Below are 15,709 nucleotides of genomic sequence, written 5' to 3' on the forward strand. Positions count from 1 at the left end.
GGGCCGGCCAGTTGCATGGCGCCGTAGCCGAACCGGGTGACGGTCAGGTCACCCAGAGTCCAGATGCCGCCGGGAAGAGAGAGGGAGGGTGTGCTCATCCTGTTGCCTTTCGTCGTGCACTTGGGGGGTGGCGCCTGCTGCCTCCCTGCATCAGCATTGGAGAGGAGGCGCCCGCCTGCGCATAGTTGGCGGTTCTGGGCGGCTGAACGGAGTGAGGTCGGTGCTGGTCATCGGGGCTCCTCCGAGTCGCCAGGAAGTCGGTCAGGCCGCGAGTTCGGCACGATGCGCGGCCAGGAAGTCGGTCAGGGTGAGCGGATCGGGGTCGAACGCGCGTGCGATGTCGAGGTCGCGGCGGCCGAGATAGGACCCCGGAAACTCGGTGTAGTACTGGAACATGTTCCCCAGCTCGTCCGCGCCGGGGAAGCCGACGCTGCGGAACTGGTCGTGGGTGGGTGGGCGGTAGGCCACCGGCTCACCGAGGACCGTGCTGAGCGCCGCCGCCATCTGCTCGCCGGTCAGGTACTCGCCGACCACGGGAACCGTGGCGCCGATCGTCTGCGACGGCTGGCGCAGCACGCGCAACGCCAGCCGGCCGATGTCGTCGGAGGCGACGCCCGCGATGGCCGTGTCGCCGAGCGGGAGATGGAAGGCCAGCGTCCCGTCCGGGTCGCGTTGTGGCTTGGCCAGGCCGAGCAGGTTGTCCCAGTAGAAGGACATCAGCATGTACGTCGTGGGCAGGCCGGACTTGGCGAACAGGGCGTCGGCGGCCCCTCCCTTCAAGTCGAAGTGCGGCACCCGGTAGCCGTCGCCGATGAACGGCATCCGGGTGTCGTCGGCCGCGATCGCCTCGCGGGTGTCCTCGAGCGTCGACCACACGACGTGCCGCAGGGCGGCGGCCTGGGCCGCGCTGATGAGGTTCTCCACCTCGGCCAGTTCCCGGGTGGGGGAACGGTGCTCCCAGTACGGCGTAACCAGGAACGCGCCGTATGCCCCGTCGAATGCCCGGCGAAGGCTGCCCTTGTCGGTGAGGGTCGCCTCCACCACGTGGGCGCCGAGCCCGGCCAGAGTCTGCGCCTTGGGCGACGCGGCGTTGCGCGTCACCGCCCGTACGGTGAATTCGCCGTCGGTCAGCAGCGCCCGCGCGACCGCGCCGCCTTGCGTGCCGGTCGCGCCGAGCACCGTGATCACATTGTCGTGAGACATCGAGGTTTCTCCTGTCATGGGTTGTGCTTCGAAGGTGGCCGGGTCGGCCTTATTGGGCGGCGTCAGGCGGTGGGGGCGACGATGACGGTCTTGCCGGGCAGCGCACCCGCGGCGGCCTGGGCGTGCACGGCCGGCAGCTCCGGGAGGGGGACCTGCTGGGCGACGTCGACGTGCAGCTCGCCGGAGTCGATTAGCGCGACCAGGTGGGACAGCTGGGTGGCGTCGCTGCGGACGAACAGGTCGATGCCGCGTACGCCGCGCTGCTCGTCGCTGGGGGCGGGCATCCACACCGTGGTGTTCACCAGCACTCCGCCGGGACGGATCAGGGTGAGCAGTGCGGCCAACTGCTCCGGGCTGATCGGGGCGAGGTTGAGCACGACGTCGACCGGATCGCTCACCGCCGCGGCCACCTCGGTGGTGGTGTGGTCGATGACCTCATCGGCACCCGTGGCCTTGACCTGCTCGATGCTGCGGGGGCTGGCCGTGGCGATCACGTACGCGCCGGCGTTCTTGGCCAGCTGAACGGCGTGGCCCCCGACGGCGCCGCCCGCGCCGTTGATCAGCACGCGCTGGCCGGCCGCCAGCTTCGCGTGGTCGAACAGCGCCTGCCACGCGGTGAGACCCACGATGGGTAGCGCGGCGGCGTCGGCCAAGGAGATGCTGGTCGGCGCCGGAGCGAGAATCTCGGCCGGAGCGACGACGTACTCCGCGGCCGCGCCATCGGCCCCCATCGGCAGGAACCCTATGACCTGGTCACCGAACTGGATGCCGGTCACGCCCTCGCCCAGCGCCGCGATCGTGCCGGACACGTCGATGCCCGGCGTGTGCGGCAGCGTCACCGGGATCGGACCCTGCATGAAACCGGCGCGGATGTTGCCGTCGACCCCATTGAACGACGTCGCGGCGACCCGGATCAACACCTGCCCGGCGCCGGGGACGGGCTGCTCGACGTCCTCGTAACGCAGGACGCTCGGGTCGCCGTACTCGTGGAAACGTACTGCCTTCATCACAAGCCCTCGTCTCTTCCATCGTGAGGTGCTTCGTTTTCGAAGCACTTCGTGACCATAGCACGCTTTGAATTCGAAGCAACTTTTGTACGGTGTGAGCCGGCCGACAGTCGCCGGGGCCTAGTCGCCCGCGACTGTCAGGCGGCGGAGCTTCTCGTCGCTTGGAGAGCCCGGGACGGCCATGAAGACCAGCAGCATCTGGTGCTCCACGGGATCCACCAGAAGCTGTCGGCATAGCTCCAGCTCTCCCAGGTCGGCATGCCGGTAGCGTCGGAGGTGCCAGTGACCGGTGACGCCCACCTCGACGAGGTAGCGCTCGCGCGCCGCCGGGTCGGCGAACCAGCGGTCGACCAAATAGCGCGACGTTCCGCCGAACCGGGTGTAATCGCCGAACAGAACAATCGCCGGACGAGTCTGCAACAGCACCTCGCCGCACCGGGAGAACACCATCGCGGGATAGTCCGACAGACGCTCGACGATGCGCGTCATGACCGGGCCGGCATGATCACCCCCAACCTCATCGTGGCGCGCCCGGAGAAAGTGCTCCAGAAGCTCCCGGTCCACGTTGCTCACCACCTTCCCGGTCCGACCGATCAAGCATGGCGCGAACCGGAAGCCGGGTGAATGTCACCGTTATCCACGGACAAACAGTCCGTGGATAACGAGGCGGGCTCAGCTCATCGTGATCAGGCGCTGGAGCTTCTCGTCGCTCGGTGAGCCGGGCTGCGCCAGGAAGACCAGCAACTCCTGGCCCTCGTCGGGATCCACCAGCCGCTGGCCGTAGAGCTCCAGCTCGCCCAGTTCCGGATGCCGGTAGCGCTTCAGATCGTGGTGGTGGGTGACATCCACCTCGTGCCGCCGCCAGACCTCGGCGAACTCGGGGCTGACCGCCAGCAGCGCGTCGACGATCTCGCCGGCTGTGCCCGCAGGGTCGGCCGTGTACGCCGCCCGGATCTCCGCGGTGAAGACCCGGCCGCGGAGGGCATGGTCCTCGGGGGGATAGAGGGCGCGCTGCGCCGGGTCGGTGAACCAGCGGTAGACCAGGTAGCGGGACATGCCGTTGAACCGGGTGTAGTCGCCGAGCAGGGCAACCGCCGACTGGTTCTGCAACAACGTCTCACCGAACCGGGACAACACGATCGCGGGCGTGTCTGAGAGACGCTCGACGATGCGCCTCATGGCCGGACTGACCTGCTCGTCGCGCAAGGAGCGCCGCGGAGCCGAGTGCCCGCCGAGGGCGAACAAGTGCTCCCGCTCACTCGGGCTGAGGTTCAGCGCCCGCGCCAGGGCGGCGAGCATCTGCTCGGACGGCATCGGACCGCGCTGCTGCTCGAGCCGGCTGTAGTAATCGGCCGACATGCCGGCCAGCACCGCGATCTCCTCGCGCCGCAGTCCGCCCGTACGACGCCGTGAGCCACGGGGAAGCCCGACGTCCTCCGGCTGCAGCCTCTCCCGCCGTGCCCGGAGAAAGTCCGCCAGCAGTGCTCGGTCCATCCCTCTCCGCCCTTCAGTCGGTTCGGTTGCGTCCGGCGCGGGGTTTGGCGGACCGTGGCGGGGTGGCGCGCATGTGGTCGCGGACACGACCGAGAACGGTGCTGAGGGCGGTGAGGTCCTTGCCGGTCATCGGTTCGAACAGCAACTGCCGGACGCGGTCGACATGCCCGGGAAGCACGTGGGCGATCAGGTCCCGGCCGGCGTCGGTGACAGTCACCATGACACTGCGCTCGTCGTCCGGCGACGGTGAGCGGGTGATCAGGCCGCGTTTGTCCAGCAATCCCGCCTGGTAGGTGAGCCCGCTACGGCTGTACACGACACCGTCGGCCAGATCCGTCATCCGCAGCCTGCCCTCGGGAGCGTCCACCAGCCGCGCCAGGATCTGGAACTGCACGTAACTGAGGTCACCGTCGGCGCGCAGGTGCTCGTCCACCGCGTACTGAAGAAGGCTGCTGACCTCCATCAGAGCGAAGTACGCACCGAGTTGCTCCGAATTCAGGCCAGGTGCCGGGTCACTCACCCCATGATCCTACTTGCTTTGAATTCGAAGTGCATCTCGGGTCTGCCGCCCACGCCTGACGGCTCGATGCAATCGTGATCGTCACTGCGGCGTGTAGTCGCCATGACGACCACCACGGCGAACGCCGTCAAGGTCAGGCTTGCGCGCGGCGGTAGTCCTGCCAGAGCCAGACGGCACGGCACTGAGCGAGGTGGCCGCCTGCCGATGGCTTCCGAACGGATCGCTGATCCCAGCACGGCAGGCGGACACGAAGAACCACCTCAGCGGCGCTCTGCCAACTGGATCACAACCTGTAACTCGATCCTGAATGTCGCCTCGGACGGTTCGGTACGCGCCCCATTTCAGTTCTCAAACGAACGACCCTGACCACACCATGCTCGGGCGAGCAGATCGAATCGGTCGACTCGTTCGCATACGGAGATGGGTGTAGCTCTTCCGCAGGGACCCTGCTGAGCTGGGCCCGTCCTAACAGGGCCTAACAGAATGATTTCTGTTGTGCTTTGATCTCTCGCTGTAACAGTGGAGAGAGGAGCGGATCCGCGGGCCTGGCACCAGTCGCGCACGGCGTGGATGTCGATCAGGTCGCGGCATAGCCGGAACAGTTCCGAGACCGTCAGCCCGCTACCGCCACTGACCGATTGGTTGCTGCTCAGGGGCCGGCTACCGGCCGAGAAGCTTACGAGACGGCCTTCCTGACCAGCTCCCTCAGCGTCGCCTCACCGGCTTCGCTCAGTTCGGTCAGTGCGTAGGCCGTGGGCCAGATGCCGTCGTCGGCGTCGAGGTTGGCCTCCACGGTGAACCCCAGCGAGGAGTAGCGCTCCTTGTCCACCTGCCCGCTGCGGAAGAAGCACATGACCTTCCCGTCCCTGGCGTAGGCGGGCTGGCCGTACCACAGCTTCGGCGCCAGCTCCGGAGCGGTGGTCGTGATGACGGCATGGACCCGTTCGGCCAGCGCGCGGTCGGGCTCCGCCATCTCGGAGATCTTCGCGAGCACGTCCCGCTCGTCGGCCGCCGCCTTGGCGGAGCTCCGGCCGCGGCGGGCGTCGGTCTTCAGCTCGGACGCGCGCTCCTTGATGGCGGCGCGCTCCAGCTCGGAGAAGCCCTCCCCGGAGGGGCGTGCTCTTGTCTTTCGATGCGGCGCTCATTGATCTGCCTTTCCTTCGGTCGCGGGCGACGGCCGGGCTCAGTGCGTCACTTTCCACGAGAACCCGTCGGGGTCGGTGAAGTGGCCGCCATAGCCGCCCTCGGGTGTCCCGGCGGCAGCGGCGGTGATCCGGCCCCCGGCGGCGGTCGCGGCTGCGAGCAGGGCGTCGACCTCGTCACGGGACTGGGCCGCGCAGTTGAGGACGATCGCTGGGAAGCCGTCGCCGTCCTTGGCGGCGCCGGCGTCCCTCGCCAGGACCCCGCGTTCCATCAGGCAGAGTCTGATCGCCGCCTTGGCGGGGTGGAAGTCGACGTACTTGCTGCCGTAGTCCCGGTCGACCGTCATGCCCACGGCTTCGTAGAACGTCTTGGACGCCTTCGGGGCGGTGACGCCGAGGATGAGCGTGGTCTCGGTCGGCAGCGGGACGGCCGCGGCCGGGCCGGTGTCCTTGCCGGTGGCCGCGGCCACTTTCCAGATAGCGCCGTCCGGTGCTTGGAACGCTCCGGAGAACGACCCGAAAAGGGCCTTCTTCGCGGGCTTGAGCACCTCCGCGCCACCGCGTGCGGCGACCTCCATCACGGACTTGACCTCCGTGGGCTGGTTGACGGTGTAGGTCAGTACGTATCCGCGGAATCCAGACGTGGCCGGCGTGGTGCCCGCGGCCGTGGCGAGACACTCGGTCACGGACAGCGCGACCTGTCCCGTGCCGTGCAGGTCGAGGGCCGCCGAATCGCCGTCGTCGGTGACAGCGGGTGAGAAAGCGGTGGTGTAGAACCGGCGCGCGATGTCTACCTCGGGCGCCCCGAGAGCGACGACGTCGAGCTGCAGGGGCATTGCGTGCCTCCTTCACCAGTGAATTGCAACATCACCCTAGGTGTGGCCGCGGGATACGCGCTTCTTCATTCCTGATCGATGTATCGATCAGGAATGAAGAAGCGCGGCCCGGCGGACTGCCTTTAGCGTGCCGGACATGACGAGAACTCAAAAGATCGTTTACTGGGGATCCACCCTGGTGCTCGCATCGGGCCTGATCGGCTCCGGCATCCAGCAATTGCTGAGAATAGAAGGCGAGGGGGCGCTGGCGCCTCCTTATGCTTGGGGCATTGTCCAGCTCGGCTACCCCGTCTACATCCTCACGCTCCTCGGCATATGGAAACTCCTGGGAGCGGTGGCGATCCTTGTCCCCAAGCGGCCACTGATCAAGGAATGGGCGTACGCGGGCATCGTCTTCCTGCTGACAGGAGGGATGTTCTCGCATGTCGCCTCCGGCGACGCCTGGTATCAATCGCTCACGGCGCTTTTCCTGCTCGTTCTCACGATCGCGTCATGGTATTTCAGGCCGGCCGGCAGAAGGCTGTTGCCCGCAGCCCGGGCGAGGGAGGCTTCTGATGCGTGACGTGACCTGTTCGATGGCCGGGGTGACCTGGGGCGCGTCGTAGGACGCCGGCCAGGCCGGTGTTGCAGGCCGGGCGATCGCGTGCAGCACGCCCAGCGCCTCCTGGGCATCTCCGAGCGCCCGGTGGCCGCCGCCGAGCGGCATTCAGTAGCCGACCCGCGCCCCCCGATGACCTCCTGCGCCGCCCCGGCCGGCTCGCCCTGCCGGACCGGCAAGGGCAAGGTGGCCGTCCAGTACCACACCGCCCGCTTCCGGCTCGTGCCCGCGCTCGCCAAGGCGCTCACCGTGGCCACCCCGGCTGTCCGCAAGCCGGGCACGCTGTGGATCGAGCTGCCCCGCCCGGCCACGGCGGGCGCCGAGCCAACCGGGCACGTACGCATCGGCTACGCCCGCGCCTCCACCGTCCGCCAGTCCCTCGACACCCAGCTCGACGCGCTCCAGGCCGTCGGCGTCACCCGCGTCTTCTCCGAGAAGATCTCCACCCGCGCCACCAACCGCCCCGAACTCGACAAGGCTGTCGCCCTGGCCCGCGAGCTGCGATCGGCGGGTGTCGCGGTTACGCTCGTGGTGCACGAGCACAAGCGGCTCGGCCGCGGCCTCGACCTTGCCGCCCTGGCCGAGCAGCTGCGCGCCGCCGGCATCGGCCTGGAGTTCCTCACCGGTGAGCTGCAGGGCTCCCACGACCCGTCCGGCGTGGTGTTCACCGTGCTGGCCGCGCTGTCGGGGATGGAACGCGAGTACATCCGGGATCGCACCCTGGAAGGCCACGAATCCGCCCGCAGGCGAGGCAAGACCATCGGCGGCGCCGCCGTCACCGACGACGCCATGCTGTCCATGGCCTTGCACCTGCGCGAGCAGAACCTCAGCCTGCGCGACATTGCCGCCCGGCTCGTCATCACCAGCGGCGCGAAGAAGGGCAGGCACCCGTCCCCGGCCACCGTCATGCGCATGCTCCGCGAACACGACACCAACACGGCAGCGGCGCCTGCCGGGGGCTGACCACCTCACCCGCTGCCTTACCGCCGATATGGAGCCGGTTGTAGCGCCGAGCCGAGCGTGCCACCCGGAATGATCCTCCCGTCCGCAGCTAGTTGCACCGCGGTGGCCGCCGCCTGCAGCATCGCTTCCTGACGGGGCGGGCTCAGCCGCTCGTACGGCCGCCAGAAGGCCAGGCCCGCCCGGAACGGCAAGTCCGCGGCGTCCCAGATCTGGTGCAGGAGGGCGGCCGAGCCGGGGCCGGCCCGGGAGGCGACCATGCTGACCTCGTCCAGCAGCGTCCGCAGCAGCCGCAGCCACTCCCCGACCTGCACTGTCCGCCCAGGCAGCGTGACGGCCGCGGTGGTGATGCCCTCGAAGGTGAGCCGGTCCAGCGCGGCGACGGCGTCCGGGACCGGGCGGGCGGTCATCGGCTCGCCGTAGCGGTGGGCCCGGCGAACCTCGTGGAGATTCTCCAGGCGGCAGCCGTGTTCCACGCAGCTGGTCATGAGGGGGAGCGCGGCGAGCAGGAGGACGCCGCGACTGGGGTCGGCTGAGCACGTGGGGCAGATGTGCCGGGCCGTCCGCCAAGGGCGGCCGCTCACTGGCAACCAGGGCAGCCAGCGGTTGATCACGTGGTATCCGGCCTGGCCCGGTGGCATCAGCACCGAGTCCTGCCGGACATAGGCGGCGAAGGCACGCGGGCCGTCGAGGGGATTCAGGGTGTCAGACAGCCACGGCACGCACCCGGAGATCGTCATCCGGCGCAGCCGGCCCACCTCGACGCCAGTCCGCGCGGCGAGCGCGTGCACAATGATCGTGGGCACCTGGTAGTCCAGGTCCGCACCGCGGTCGTACTCGTCCGATGCCGGGCCGAGGTTGTGGGTCAGCAGCTGCTCGACCGACAGGCGGTACAGCCCGGCGAGACGACCGAGCCAGGAGGTGAGCGCCTCGCCGGGGCCAGGCTCGGGGTGAACGGGCCAGCGGCGCACCCCGTCCGACACCCCGACGGGCGTCACACCAGCTCGCGTTCGAACTTGCGGCGCCGCTCGGTGGGCCCGGCGTAGGAGGCCAGCAGCAGGGTGCGCTGGTTGATGGCCTCCTCGCCGGACTCGATCGCGGCGACGGCGGCCTCGGTGAGCAGCGCGGCCAGCTCGCCGATGATGCCCTCGCTGCGGGTCAGCAGGTAGTCGGTCATCTCCGGGGTGGCCAGATGGGAGGGCCGGCGCAGCGGGAAGGCGGCGGCGAAGCTGGCCAGCAGCGTGCTCGCCTCCTGGCCGGGCTCCCAGCGGGGCAGGACGAAGGGGGCGAAGCGGTTCTCCAGCTGGTCGTCGGAGCGGATCGCCAGGTAGGCGTCCCGGGTGCCGACACCGACCAGCGGGATCTTCAGTTCGTTGCCCAGGAAGCGCAGCAGGTTGAGGAACTCGCGGCGCGCCTCGCCGCGCCCGGCCAGCACGTTGTGCAGTTCGTCGATCACCAGCATCCGCACGGCGGCCTGCCGCAGCAGCCGCACCGTGAGCTGCTCGAGTTCCGCCAGCCGCTGACGGGGCCGCAGCGGCGCGCCAAGCGCGCTTAGAAGCGCGGTGTAGAAGCGGGCCACGTGCGGGTCGGAGGGCATCTGCACGATCAGCACCGGGATTTCCTCCCGGTCCGGGTGCGAGATCGGAGGGTGCAGGCGCCGGAATTTCTCCACGATCATCGACTTGCCGTTGTTGGTCGGCCCGATCACCAGCAGGTTCGGCATCCGCTGCTTGGCCGGCCAGTCCAGCAACGTGTGCAGCTGCTCCAGCGCCTGAGTCGCGCGCGTGTAGCCGATCCACCGATCCGCCCGCACCCGGGCCAGCCGCTCGGCGGCGGGCAGCCGGGCCACCGGCCGCGCGCTTTCATGCAGGTGCGACAGATCCTCCGCCGGCCCCACCTCCAGCTCGATCTCGAACTCCGGCTCGCTGCTCACCACTGCTCGATCACCTCGAACGGCTGCACCGGCTCCTCGTCCGCACGCCCCTCAGCCGGCGGCGGGGGCGCCGATCCAGCCGCCCGCGGCGCGGGGGTAGCCGAGCGGCGCTCCACCTCCCGGCGGGCCCGGCGGGTCTTGGCCGCCGCATCGTCGGTGATCTGCCGCATCTGTTCCACCATGGCGAACAAGGCGTTCTCATCGACCTGGGCACGGCCCTGCTCGCGCAGCCGGGCGATCGCGGCGCGCTGTTCCCACACGCTGATCGGCGGGCGTGACAGCGTCCGGTACGGCACCGGCAGATAGGCGTGCCCGTCGGGGTCCAGCACCCAGACCCGGGAGATGTCACGGGGGTCGCGGCGCAGCACGAACTTCTCCAGCCGGTCTCGGCGGGCGATCCAGGGCTTGAGCGCGTCGCCGTAGTACTGCACGTGGTCGATGGTGAAGCCGGTCCGCGTCAGCGTCCGGCGGATCACCGGCAGGAAGTCGACCAGGAACGCCGTCTCGCTGGTCACCGTGGCCGGACGGCCGCCGGCCGCGACACCTTCGGCCCACCGTCCGGCCGGGGTCTGGCCCAGTGCGCCGTGCACCTGGCCGTGGTAGGCGGCCACCGCCAGGGCCAGCCACCGGTTCAGCTCGGTGACGGTCAGCACCGCGCTGGCCTGGCTATCGTAGGTGCCGCGCTCTGCCGGGTTGGAGAAGGTGGTGCCGGGCAGTTCGTGCACCATCTGCATCATCGTGCCGATGAGCCGTTCGATGATGCCGCCGAAGTGCGGCATGCCCTTGGGCCGGTACGCCAGCGTGATGCCGTGCTGAGCGCAGCCCCAGCGCAGCGCCTCACTGCGGAACTCAGCGGCATTGTCCACGTGGATCTCGTGCGGTTTGCCGCTCATAGGCCAGGCCACCGCCTCCACGCCGAGCCGTTCCAGCCACGGCCGCTTGTCGCACACCGTGTGCGCCAGGCACAGCCCGGCCGACAGCGCCGACGGCGCCTCCAGCGTCACCACCAGGCCGACCACGCAGCGGCTGGCCACGTCGATCGCCGCAGTGACGTACGGGCGGCCGATCGACAGCCGATGCCGCTCATCGACCACCTCCAAGTCGACCGGCGTGTGGTCGATCTGCACCTGCTGCAGAAGCCCCTCGATCTTCGGCGGGTCACCGCCCGCCGACCGCAGGCGGCGCACCCCGTCGGCGCCCTCCCGCGCCGCAGCCGCCGTCGCCGGATCCAGCGCCTCAATCCGCTGCGCCAGCGTGTTGCGGGCCGGCACCGGCAGCCCACCGGCCCGGCACCGGCGTACGACCTCCCGGTGAACCGCCGCCACCGAGCGCCGCTGCCGTTTCAGATACCGCGACTCGATTACCTCTCGCAGCACCGCTTCAACCGCCGCCGGCAACCGGCCTCGTCCCCGGCCGCCGCTGGAGCGCCGGGGCAGCAGGTCCGACACGACGCCCTCACCCGCGCGCCACCGGCCCAGCAGCACATACACCTGACGCCGCGAGACCCCCAGCTCGGCCGCCGCCGCGTCCGCAGCAGCCAATCCCACCCGCGGCCCGGCGGCCAGCCGGCCGATCACCTCCGCCTGGCGTACCGCCACGTCCCATGCCTCATCCGGAGCTGTCAGCACGCCCCGCTCAATGATCTGCGCCTGCCCGCCATCCATACCGGGACCTCACCGTCGCGCACGCCAGTACGGAACAAACGCACCGTAGCGCAGAGAACTGCTGACAAGCCGGTGCTTCACAGTCCTCTGCACAGAGCCGCGAATGCCCAGGACGTCCGTGCACGCGACTTCAAAAAGTGACAACGGCCGCCGAGGCGGCAGTGGCCGGGTGCGCACTCGGCCGCTGTGGCGGGTCGTCGCCCGGGAGCATCTTCACTGACGTGGTCTTTGCGCGCTCGCAGACCGTTGGCGCTGGCGGTAGTCGGTCGGGGAGATGCCATGGCGCTTGACGAACTGGGTGCGGAGCACACCGTTGGAACGGAACCCTACGCGACCGGCGATCTCCTGAATCGACAAGGTCGTGGTCGCCAGCAGTTCTTCCGCGAGATCAAGCCTCTGATCGGTCAGCCATGCGTAGGGGGTGGTGCCGGTTGCAGCCTGAAAGCGGCGGGCGAAGGTACGAGCGCTCATCAAGGCCTGTTTGGCCAACTCGCTGACCGTGAAGGGCTGGCTCAGGCGGTTGCGTGCCCAGACGAGCAGATCGGCCAGCCGCGCGTCCTCGTCGTCGGCGAGCGACCGGGTGCCGATCTCCGAAGGGCTGGGAACATAGTGTGTCTGTCCGCTTTCGCGACGCGGTGCGACCATCCACTCTCTGGCCACGGCGTTGCAAACGGCCACGCCGTGTTCGCGGCGTAGAAGATGCAGGCACATGTCGATGCCGGCGGCCGCACCGGCCCCCGTAAGCACTTGATCTTCGTCAACGTACAGAGCGTCGGTCTCCACAGTGATCGTCGGATGACGGAGGGCCAGGCAAGCGGCCAAGGACCGATTCGTCGTGGCACGCAGGCCGTCGAGCAGGCCGGTCTCGGCCAGCAGGAACGAGCCCGCGCAGTAGGCCGCGATGAGGACTCCTCTGTGAAATGCGTCCCCCAGTGCCTGGTTGAGGGCCACGGACAGGGGAAGCGGGCGGCGCTCGGTGGGCAGCACAATGACCAGGTCGGCGTTCGCCATCGCCTCCAGCCCATGCTGGACCGGCATGCACATGCCGACGTCAGTGTTCAGGACACCGGCGCTATCGGAGCAGACGGAGAAGTCGAACCGCGGTAGTCCCAGGTGGCTCCGGTCCGCGAAGAGACCGCTGACAGCGCTCAGCCCGAACGCGCTGACCCCGGCGGGGGCATAGGCCACCACAGAGCGGAAAGGAGTCCGCGGCGTCCTGACGGACACTCCATGTGGTTGGCGGCCTTCATGAGGGTGTCGCTGTAGCCAGTCTCGGCGTACCGGGGACCACGGCGGTGATCCATTCATGAGCACCCTGGAATCTCCTTCCATACGAGGCGGGTCACTGACCAAGCGGGCTGATCACGGGAGTACGGCAGCGGCTCGGCTCGAGGTCCGCGCGTTCCGGCTGGCCACCATCGCAGCAGGCGATTACCGTGGCATCCCCGACCTGGTGGGCCGTGACTTCACCGCCGAGTGGCCGGGCATCAAGCACGCCATCCGGCCAGCACTGAACGCGGAGAGCCCCCGCCTCCCAGCCCCGCTCCTTCGTGTGCGGTGATTGGCGGGACCGGCATGCCGGCGTCCACCACGGTGCCGAAGCCCTGGGGATCGTGGTGAAGGTTTCAAGGGGGCGTCGGTCCTTCGGTCCCGCTGACGGCGGCGTCCCCCGTGGTCACAATTCCCCAGCCCTCGCCGACGACCTCCCACCCACGCGCTGAGATGTTGCGGTCGTCGTATGTCCGGCCCAGCATCTGAGACCTCCGCCCACTCGCTTGCATGATGCCACCGCCCCCACGCTACTAGCTTCATGCAAGTAATACAGGCGAATGCAAGGAGAATCCGCAGCGATGGGCAGATTTGACGGCCTGATCGCCGTCATGACCGGTGGCGGCAGCGGCAGCGGTACCCCACGCCGGTCCGTGCAGCAGCGCGAGACTGGCGGAGCAGTGCGCGACATCGAGGTCTGCCGGGCCCCAGGAGGTCGCGGCCCAGTCGACGACGCCGGTGATCCGGGGACCTGCCGGGCTTGGGGCGACATGTCGAACAGCACGTTGCCGGGTTGGAAGTCCCGGTGCAGGAATCGCCCTTCATAGGGCGGCGCGGGCTTGCGGATCACGTTGATCGCCGCCCCCCATGCCGCCGCGACGGCGCCCTTCGGAACCACGACGGTGTCGGCGGTCATCAGCGTCACATACTTCCGGGGCCGCTCGGCGGGCCGCAGCGCATGGATGGCCACGAGTTGACGGGCCAGCAGAGGAACGCGCGTCTCCAATCCCTCATCGTCGAGGACCGTCCGGCCTGCCAGATGTGTCATGAGGAGCAATGGACACTCGCAATGCGCGGCGGTCGGATCAACCGCGACCAGTCCAGGAGCCGGCACGTCGGTCCCCGTGACCAGGGCCAGGGCGCGGCCTCCCTGTCCAGCGAGTCCTCGGCGTGTCCCACGGAGAACGGGTCGACGAAGCTCCGCAGCACCAGGTCACGGGTGCTTCCGTCCCGCGTGCCGATGGTCAGCCTCCGCATTTCGGCGGTGATGCCACCGTGCAACGCCTCGGTTCTGACAATCCGTTCGCCGACCTCCAGGTGCCGGCTCACCCAAGCCAATGTCAACGGTCGGGCAGCCGCCTCATCATGGTTGGTCACCGTGCCACCTCACCATCCCGACGGTGGCACGCGCCAAGGTTTTCGATCAGGCGGGCTTCGGCGTTGCAGGTCATCTCCTCGATGCGGGGTAGTTGGGCGGGATCGATGCGCAGGAACCGGCACGGCTGCACGCTTCTCTGAACTTTGGGGCCGATTCGTCCCAAAGCCTCTGATCGGCAGCTCTCTGAAACCGAATCGGTGATGCCAGAGGAATCACAGCGAGATGTTCCGGAGAGCGAGATCCGCTCCGCCTGCCGCCCCAGTACTGTGACTTCGCATGACCGACACCGAGATCGAGATCACCGCAGACCTGGTCCGCGACCTGCTGCAGGAGCAACATCCAGACCTTGCAGGGCTGGCCATCCGCGAGGTGGCGGGCGGCTGGGGCAACCAAATGTGGCGCCTCGGGGACGAGTTGGCCGTACGCATGCAGCGCATGGACCCTACTCCGGAGCTCCAGCTCAAGGAGCGGCGGTGGCTACCTGTGCTGGCCCCGCGCCTGCCGCTCCCGGTGCCGACCCCGGTGCGGTTCGGCGAGCCGTCCGAGCGCTTCCCCAAGCACTGGACCGTGATGACGTGGGTTCCCGGCGAACCGCTGGACCACGGCTCGATCAGCCGCGGCGCCCACGCGGCCGACACGCTGGCGAGCTTCCTCAGGGCGCTCCATGTGGAGGCGCCCGCCGAGGCCCCGGCCAGTTCGCACTTCGGCGCTCACCCCAAGAGGTGCACGGGCGGCTTCGAGCAGTTCTTGCAGGCTATTGACCCCGACGCCGTCGGCGATGTCCACGCCGTCCGGGCCGTTTGGGCCGATGCCGTCGCGGCCCCCGAGTGGGAGGGCCCGTCGGTGTGGGTGCATGGCGACCTCCATCCCGCGAATGTCGTCGTCTCGGACGGAACGCTCTCGGGCGTGATCGATTTCGGTGACTTGTTCGCCGGCGATCCCGCGTGGGACCTCAGCGCCGCGTGGGTGCTGCTCCCGGCGGGCGCGACCGCACGGTTCTTCGACGCGTACGCGAACGCGGACGAGGCGGCGATCCGGCGCGCCCGCGGGCTGGCCGCTATGAAGAGCCTCTTCCTGATGCTCATGGGGCAGAACGGAGATCGCGGCCTTCCCGGCGGCAAACCGAACTGGGGACCTGCAGGCCGGGCGGCACTTGATCGTGTTCTGAAGGGCGTTTGATGCACACTTCTTGAACTTGTTCTCAATCTTGGTTGAGGGCCATGCGGCAGCCCACCTTCGTGGGTTCATCGATCACCGCGTGTGGTGGGGATGCCAAGGTCCACGGCCGTATGCTGCCCGTGGCCCCGATCGAGCTGGCGGAGCTTCTCCTCGGCGCCAGCCAGACTGACCTGGAATCCTTCAATGTCGTGCGGGGAGGACGTGAGCGGTGCGCCGCCAGCGTCGGTGAGCCCGGTGCCCGCGATCGCACCGATCAGCAGCGTGCGCAGGAACGTGGGGGTGAAGGCCCGGTGCTCGGCGCCGATCTGCCGTTGAAACAGCAGTGGCATCGGCGGGTTCCAGACCTTCTCACGGACGTCGTAAAACGGCGCCAGCGGGATGGCCCCAGATAGGCCGCGTACCCGGCGGATGATGGCTGACAGGACGTCCGCCAGTTCCGGGCTGACCAGCATTCTCTGAACTAAGAAACTTGATCCTCAGCGGTAGCACCTCACCTCGTTAGCCGTCGAAGCGGCCCAGGTAAAGG

The 15,709-nt window shown here is 68.9% G+C and carries 16 protein-coding genes; 3 read left to right on the top strand and 13 right to left on the bottom strand.

What is annotated here, in order from left to right:
• Positions 1-261 precede the first annotated feature (261 nt).
• The 7 genes from ETD86_RS23190 to ETD86_RS23220 all read right to left on the bottom strand — a co-directional run bounded on the left by ETD86_RS23190 (position 262) and on the right by ETD86_RS23220 (position 6,202).
• The gene (locus ETD86_RS23190; RefSeq protein ID WP_138668263.1) at positions 262-1,203 is read right to left on the bottom strand and encodes an NmrA/HSCARG family protein; all 942 of its coding nucleotides are present in this window, start codon (positions 1,201-1,203) and stop codon (positions 262-264) included.
• 62 nt (positions 1,204-1,265) lie between these two features.
• Complete coding sequence (locus ETD86_RS23195; protein ID WP_138668264.1) at positions 1,266-2,210, bottom strand: NADP-dependent oxidoreductase; 945 nt, start codon at positions 2,208-2,210, stop codon at positions 1,266-1,268.
• A 120-nt stretch (positions 2,211-2,330) separates the two neighbouring features.
• Positions 2,331-2,783, bottom strand: coding sequence for an MmyB family transcriptional regulator (locus tag ETD86_RS23200; RefSeq protein WP_138668265.1), 453 nt, complete (start codon positions 2,781-2,783; stop codon positions 2,331-2,333).
• 99 nt (positions 2,784-2,882) lie between these two features.
• The gene (locus tag ETD86_RS23205) at positions 2,883-3,704 is read right to left on the bottom strand and encodes a helix-turn-helix transcriptional regulator (RefSeq protein ID WP_138668266.1); all 822 of its coding nucleotides are present in this window, start codon (positions 3,702-3,704) and stop codon (positions 2,883-2,885) included.
• A 13-nt stretch (positions 3,705-3,717) separates the two neighbouring features.
• Positions 3,718-4,224 carry a MarR family winged helix-turn-helix transcriptional regulator gene (locus ETD86_RS23210; RefSeq protein ID WP_138668267.1) on the bottom strand — a complete coding sequence of 169 codons (507 nt, stop codon included), beginning with the start codon at positions 4,222-4,224 and terminating at the stop codon, positions 3,718-3,720.
• A gap of 676 nt (positions 4,225-4,900) precedes the next feature.
• A complete protein-coding gene (locus tag ETD86_RS23215; protein ID WP_342779298.1) occupies positions 4,901-5,218 on the bottom strand; it encodes a DUF1801 domain-containing protein in 318 nt (105 codons plus the stop codon).
• Positions 5,219-5,407: 189 nt separating this feature from the next.
• Positions 5,408-6,202 (bottom strand): VOC family protein, encoded by a 795-nt coding sequence (locus ETD86_RS23220; RefSeq protein ID WP_138668269.1) that lies wholly within the window; start codon positions 6,200-6,202, stop codon positions 5,408-5,410.
• A 136-nt stretch (positions 6,203-6,338) separates the two neighbouring features.
• Between ETD86_RS23220 and ETD86_RS23225 the strand changes: the two genes are divergently transcribed.
• Entirely contained in the window at positions 6,339-6,764 is a 426-nt protein-coding gene (locus ETD86_RS23225) for a DoxX family protein (RefSeq protein ID WP_138668270.1), read from the top strand.
• A gap of 81 nt (positions 6,765-6,845) precedes the next feature.
• Positions 6,846-7,763, top strand: a complete 918-nt coding sequence (locus tag ETD86_RS23230) for a recombinase family protein (RefSeq protein ID WP_246148092.1) — start codon at positions 6,846-6,848, stop codon at positions 7,761-7,763.
• Between the two features lie 17 nt (positions 7,764-7,780).
• On the opposite strand, the gene ETD86_RS23235 is transcribed toward ETD86_RS23230, so the two are convergent.
• From ETD86_RS23235 to ETD86_RS60145, 5 genes are all read right to left on the bottom strand, one after another.
• Positions 7,781-8,758 (bottom strand): TniQ family protein, encoded by a 978-nt coding sequence (locus ETD86_RS23235; protein ID WP_138668271.1) that lies wholly within the window; start codon positions 8,756-8,758, stop codon positions 7,781-7,783.
• A complete protein-coding gene (locus ETD86_RS23240; RefSeq protein WP_246148093.1) occupies positions 8,755-9,693 on the bottom strand; it encodes a TniB family NTP-binding protein in 939 nt (312 codons plus the stop codon). The genes ETD86_RS23235 and ETD86_RS23240 overlap by 4 nt, the downstream gene beginning before the upstream one ends.
• On the bottom strand, positions 9,690-11,357 hold the full coding sequence (locus ETD86_RS23245) for a Mu transposase C-terminal domain-containing protein (protein ID WP_138668272.1): 1,668 nt from the start codon (positions 11,355-11,357) through the stop codon (positions 9,690-9,692). Before ETD86_RS23245 ends, ETD86_RS23240 begins: the two co-directional genes overlap by 4 nt.
• Positions 11,358-11,570: 213 nt before the next feature.
• The gene (locus ETD86_RS23250; protein WP_211370252.1) at positions 11,571-12,548 is read right to left on the bottom strand and encodes a GlxA family transcriptional regulator; all 978 of its coding nucleotides are present in this window, start codon (positions 12,546-12,548) and stop codon (positions 11,571-11,573) included.
• A gap of 484 nt (positions 12,549-13,032) precedes the next feature.
• Complete coding sequence (locus tag ETD86_RS60145; RefSeq protein ID WP_425465651.1) at positions 13,033-13,764, bottom strand: phosphotransferase; 732 nt, start codon at positions 13,762-13,764, stop codon at positions 13,033-13,035.
• Positions 13,765-14,280: 516 nt separating this feature from the next.
• On the opposite strand from ETD86_RS60145, the gene ETD86_RS23265 reads away from it, so the two are divergent.
• The gene (locus ETD86_RS23265) at positions 14,281-15,183 is read left to right on the top strand and encodes an aminoglycoside phosphotransferase family protein (RefSeq protein WP_138668273.1); all 903 of its coding nucleotides are present in this window, start codon (positions 14,281-14,283) and stop codon (positions 15,181-15,183) included.
• A 65-nt stretch (positions 15,184-15,248) separates the two neighbouring features.
• Here ETD86_RS23265 and ETD86_RS23270 read toward each other — a convergent pair whose 3' ends face one another.
• Positions 15,249-15,635: a hypothetical protein gene (locus ETD86_RS23270; protein ID WP_211370254.1), complete on the bottom strand. Its 387-nt coding sequence runs from the start codon at positions 15,633-15,635 to the stop codon at positions 15,249-15,251.
• Between the last annotated feature and the right edge of the window lie 74 nt (positions 15,636-15,709).

It is taken from the genome of Nonomuraea turkmeniaca, from assembly GCF_005889735.1.
GTDB lineage: Bacteria > Actinomycetota > Actinomycetes > Streptosporangiales > Streptosporangiaceae > Nonomuraea > Nonomuraea turkmeniaca.

Coding starts and splice junctions, on each gene's coding strand:
- ETD86_RS23190 (WP_138668263.1), bottom strand. CDS start 1,203: ATGTCTCACGACAATGTGATCACGGTGCTCGGCGCGACCGGCACGCAA.
- ETD86_RS23195 (WP_138668264.1), bottom strand. CDS start 2,210: ATGAAGGCAGTACGTTTCCACGAGTACGGCGACCCGAGCGTCCTGCGT.
- ETD86_RS23205 (WP_138668266.1), bottom strand. CDS start 3,704: ATGGACCGAGCACTGCTGGCGGACTTTCTCCGGGCACGGCGGGAGAGG.
- ETD86_RS23220 (WP_138668269.1), bottom strand. CDS start 6,202: ATGCCCCTGCAGCTCGACGTCGTCGCTCTCGGGGCGCCCGAGGTAGAC.
- ETD86_RS23225 (WP_138668270.1), top strand. CDS start 6,339: ATGACGAGAACTCAAAAGATCGTTTACTGGGGATCCACCCTGGTGCTC.
- ETD86_RS23245 (WP_138668272.1), bottom strand. CDS start 11,357: ATGGATGGCGGGCAGGCGCAGATCATTGAGCGGGGCGTGCTGACAGCT.
- ETD86_RS23265 (WP_138668273.1), top strand. CDS start 14,281: ATGACCGACACCGAGATCGAGATCACCGCAGACCTGGTCCGCGACCTG.
- ETD86_RS23270 (WP_211370254.1), bottom strand. CDS start 15,635: ATGCTGGTCAGCCCGGAACTGGCGGACGTCCTGTCAGCCATCATCCGC.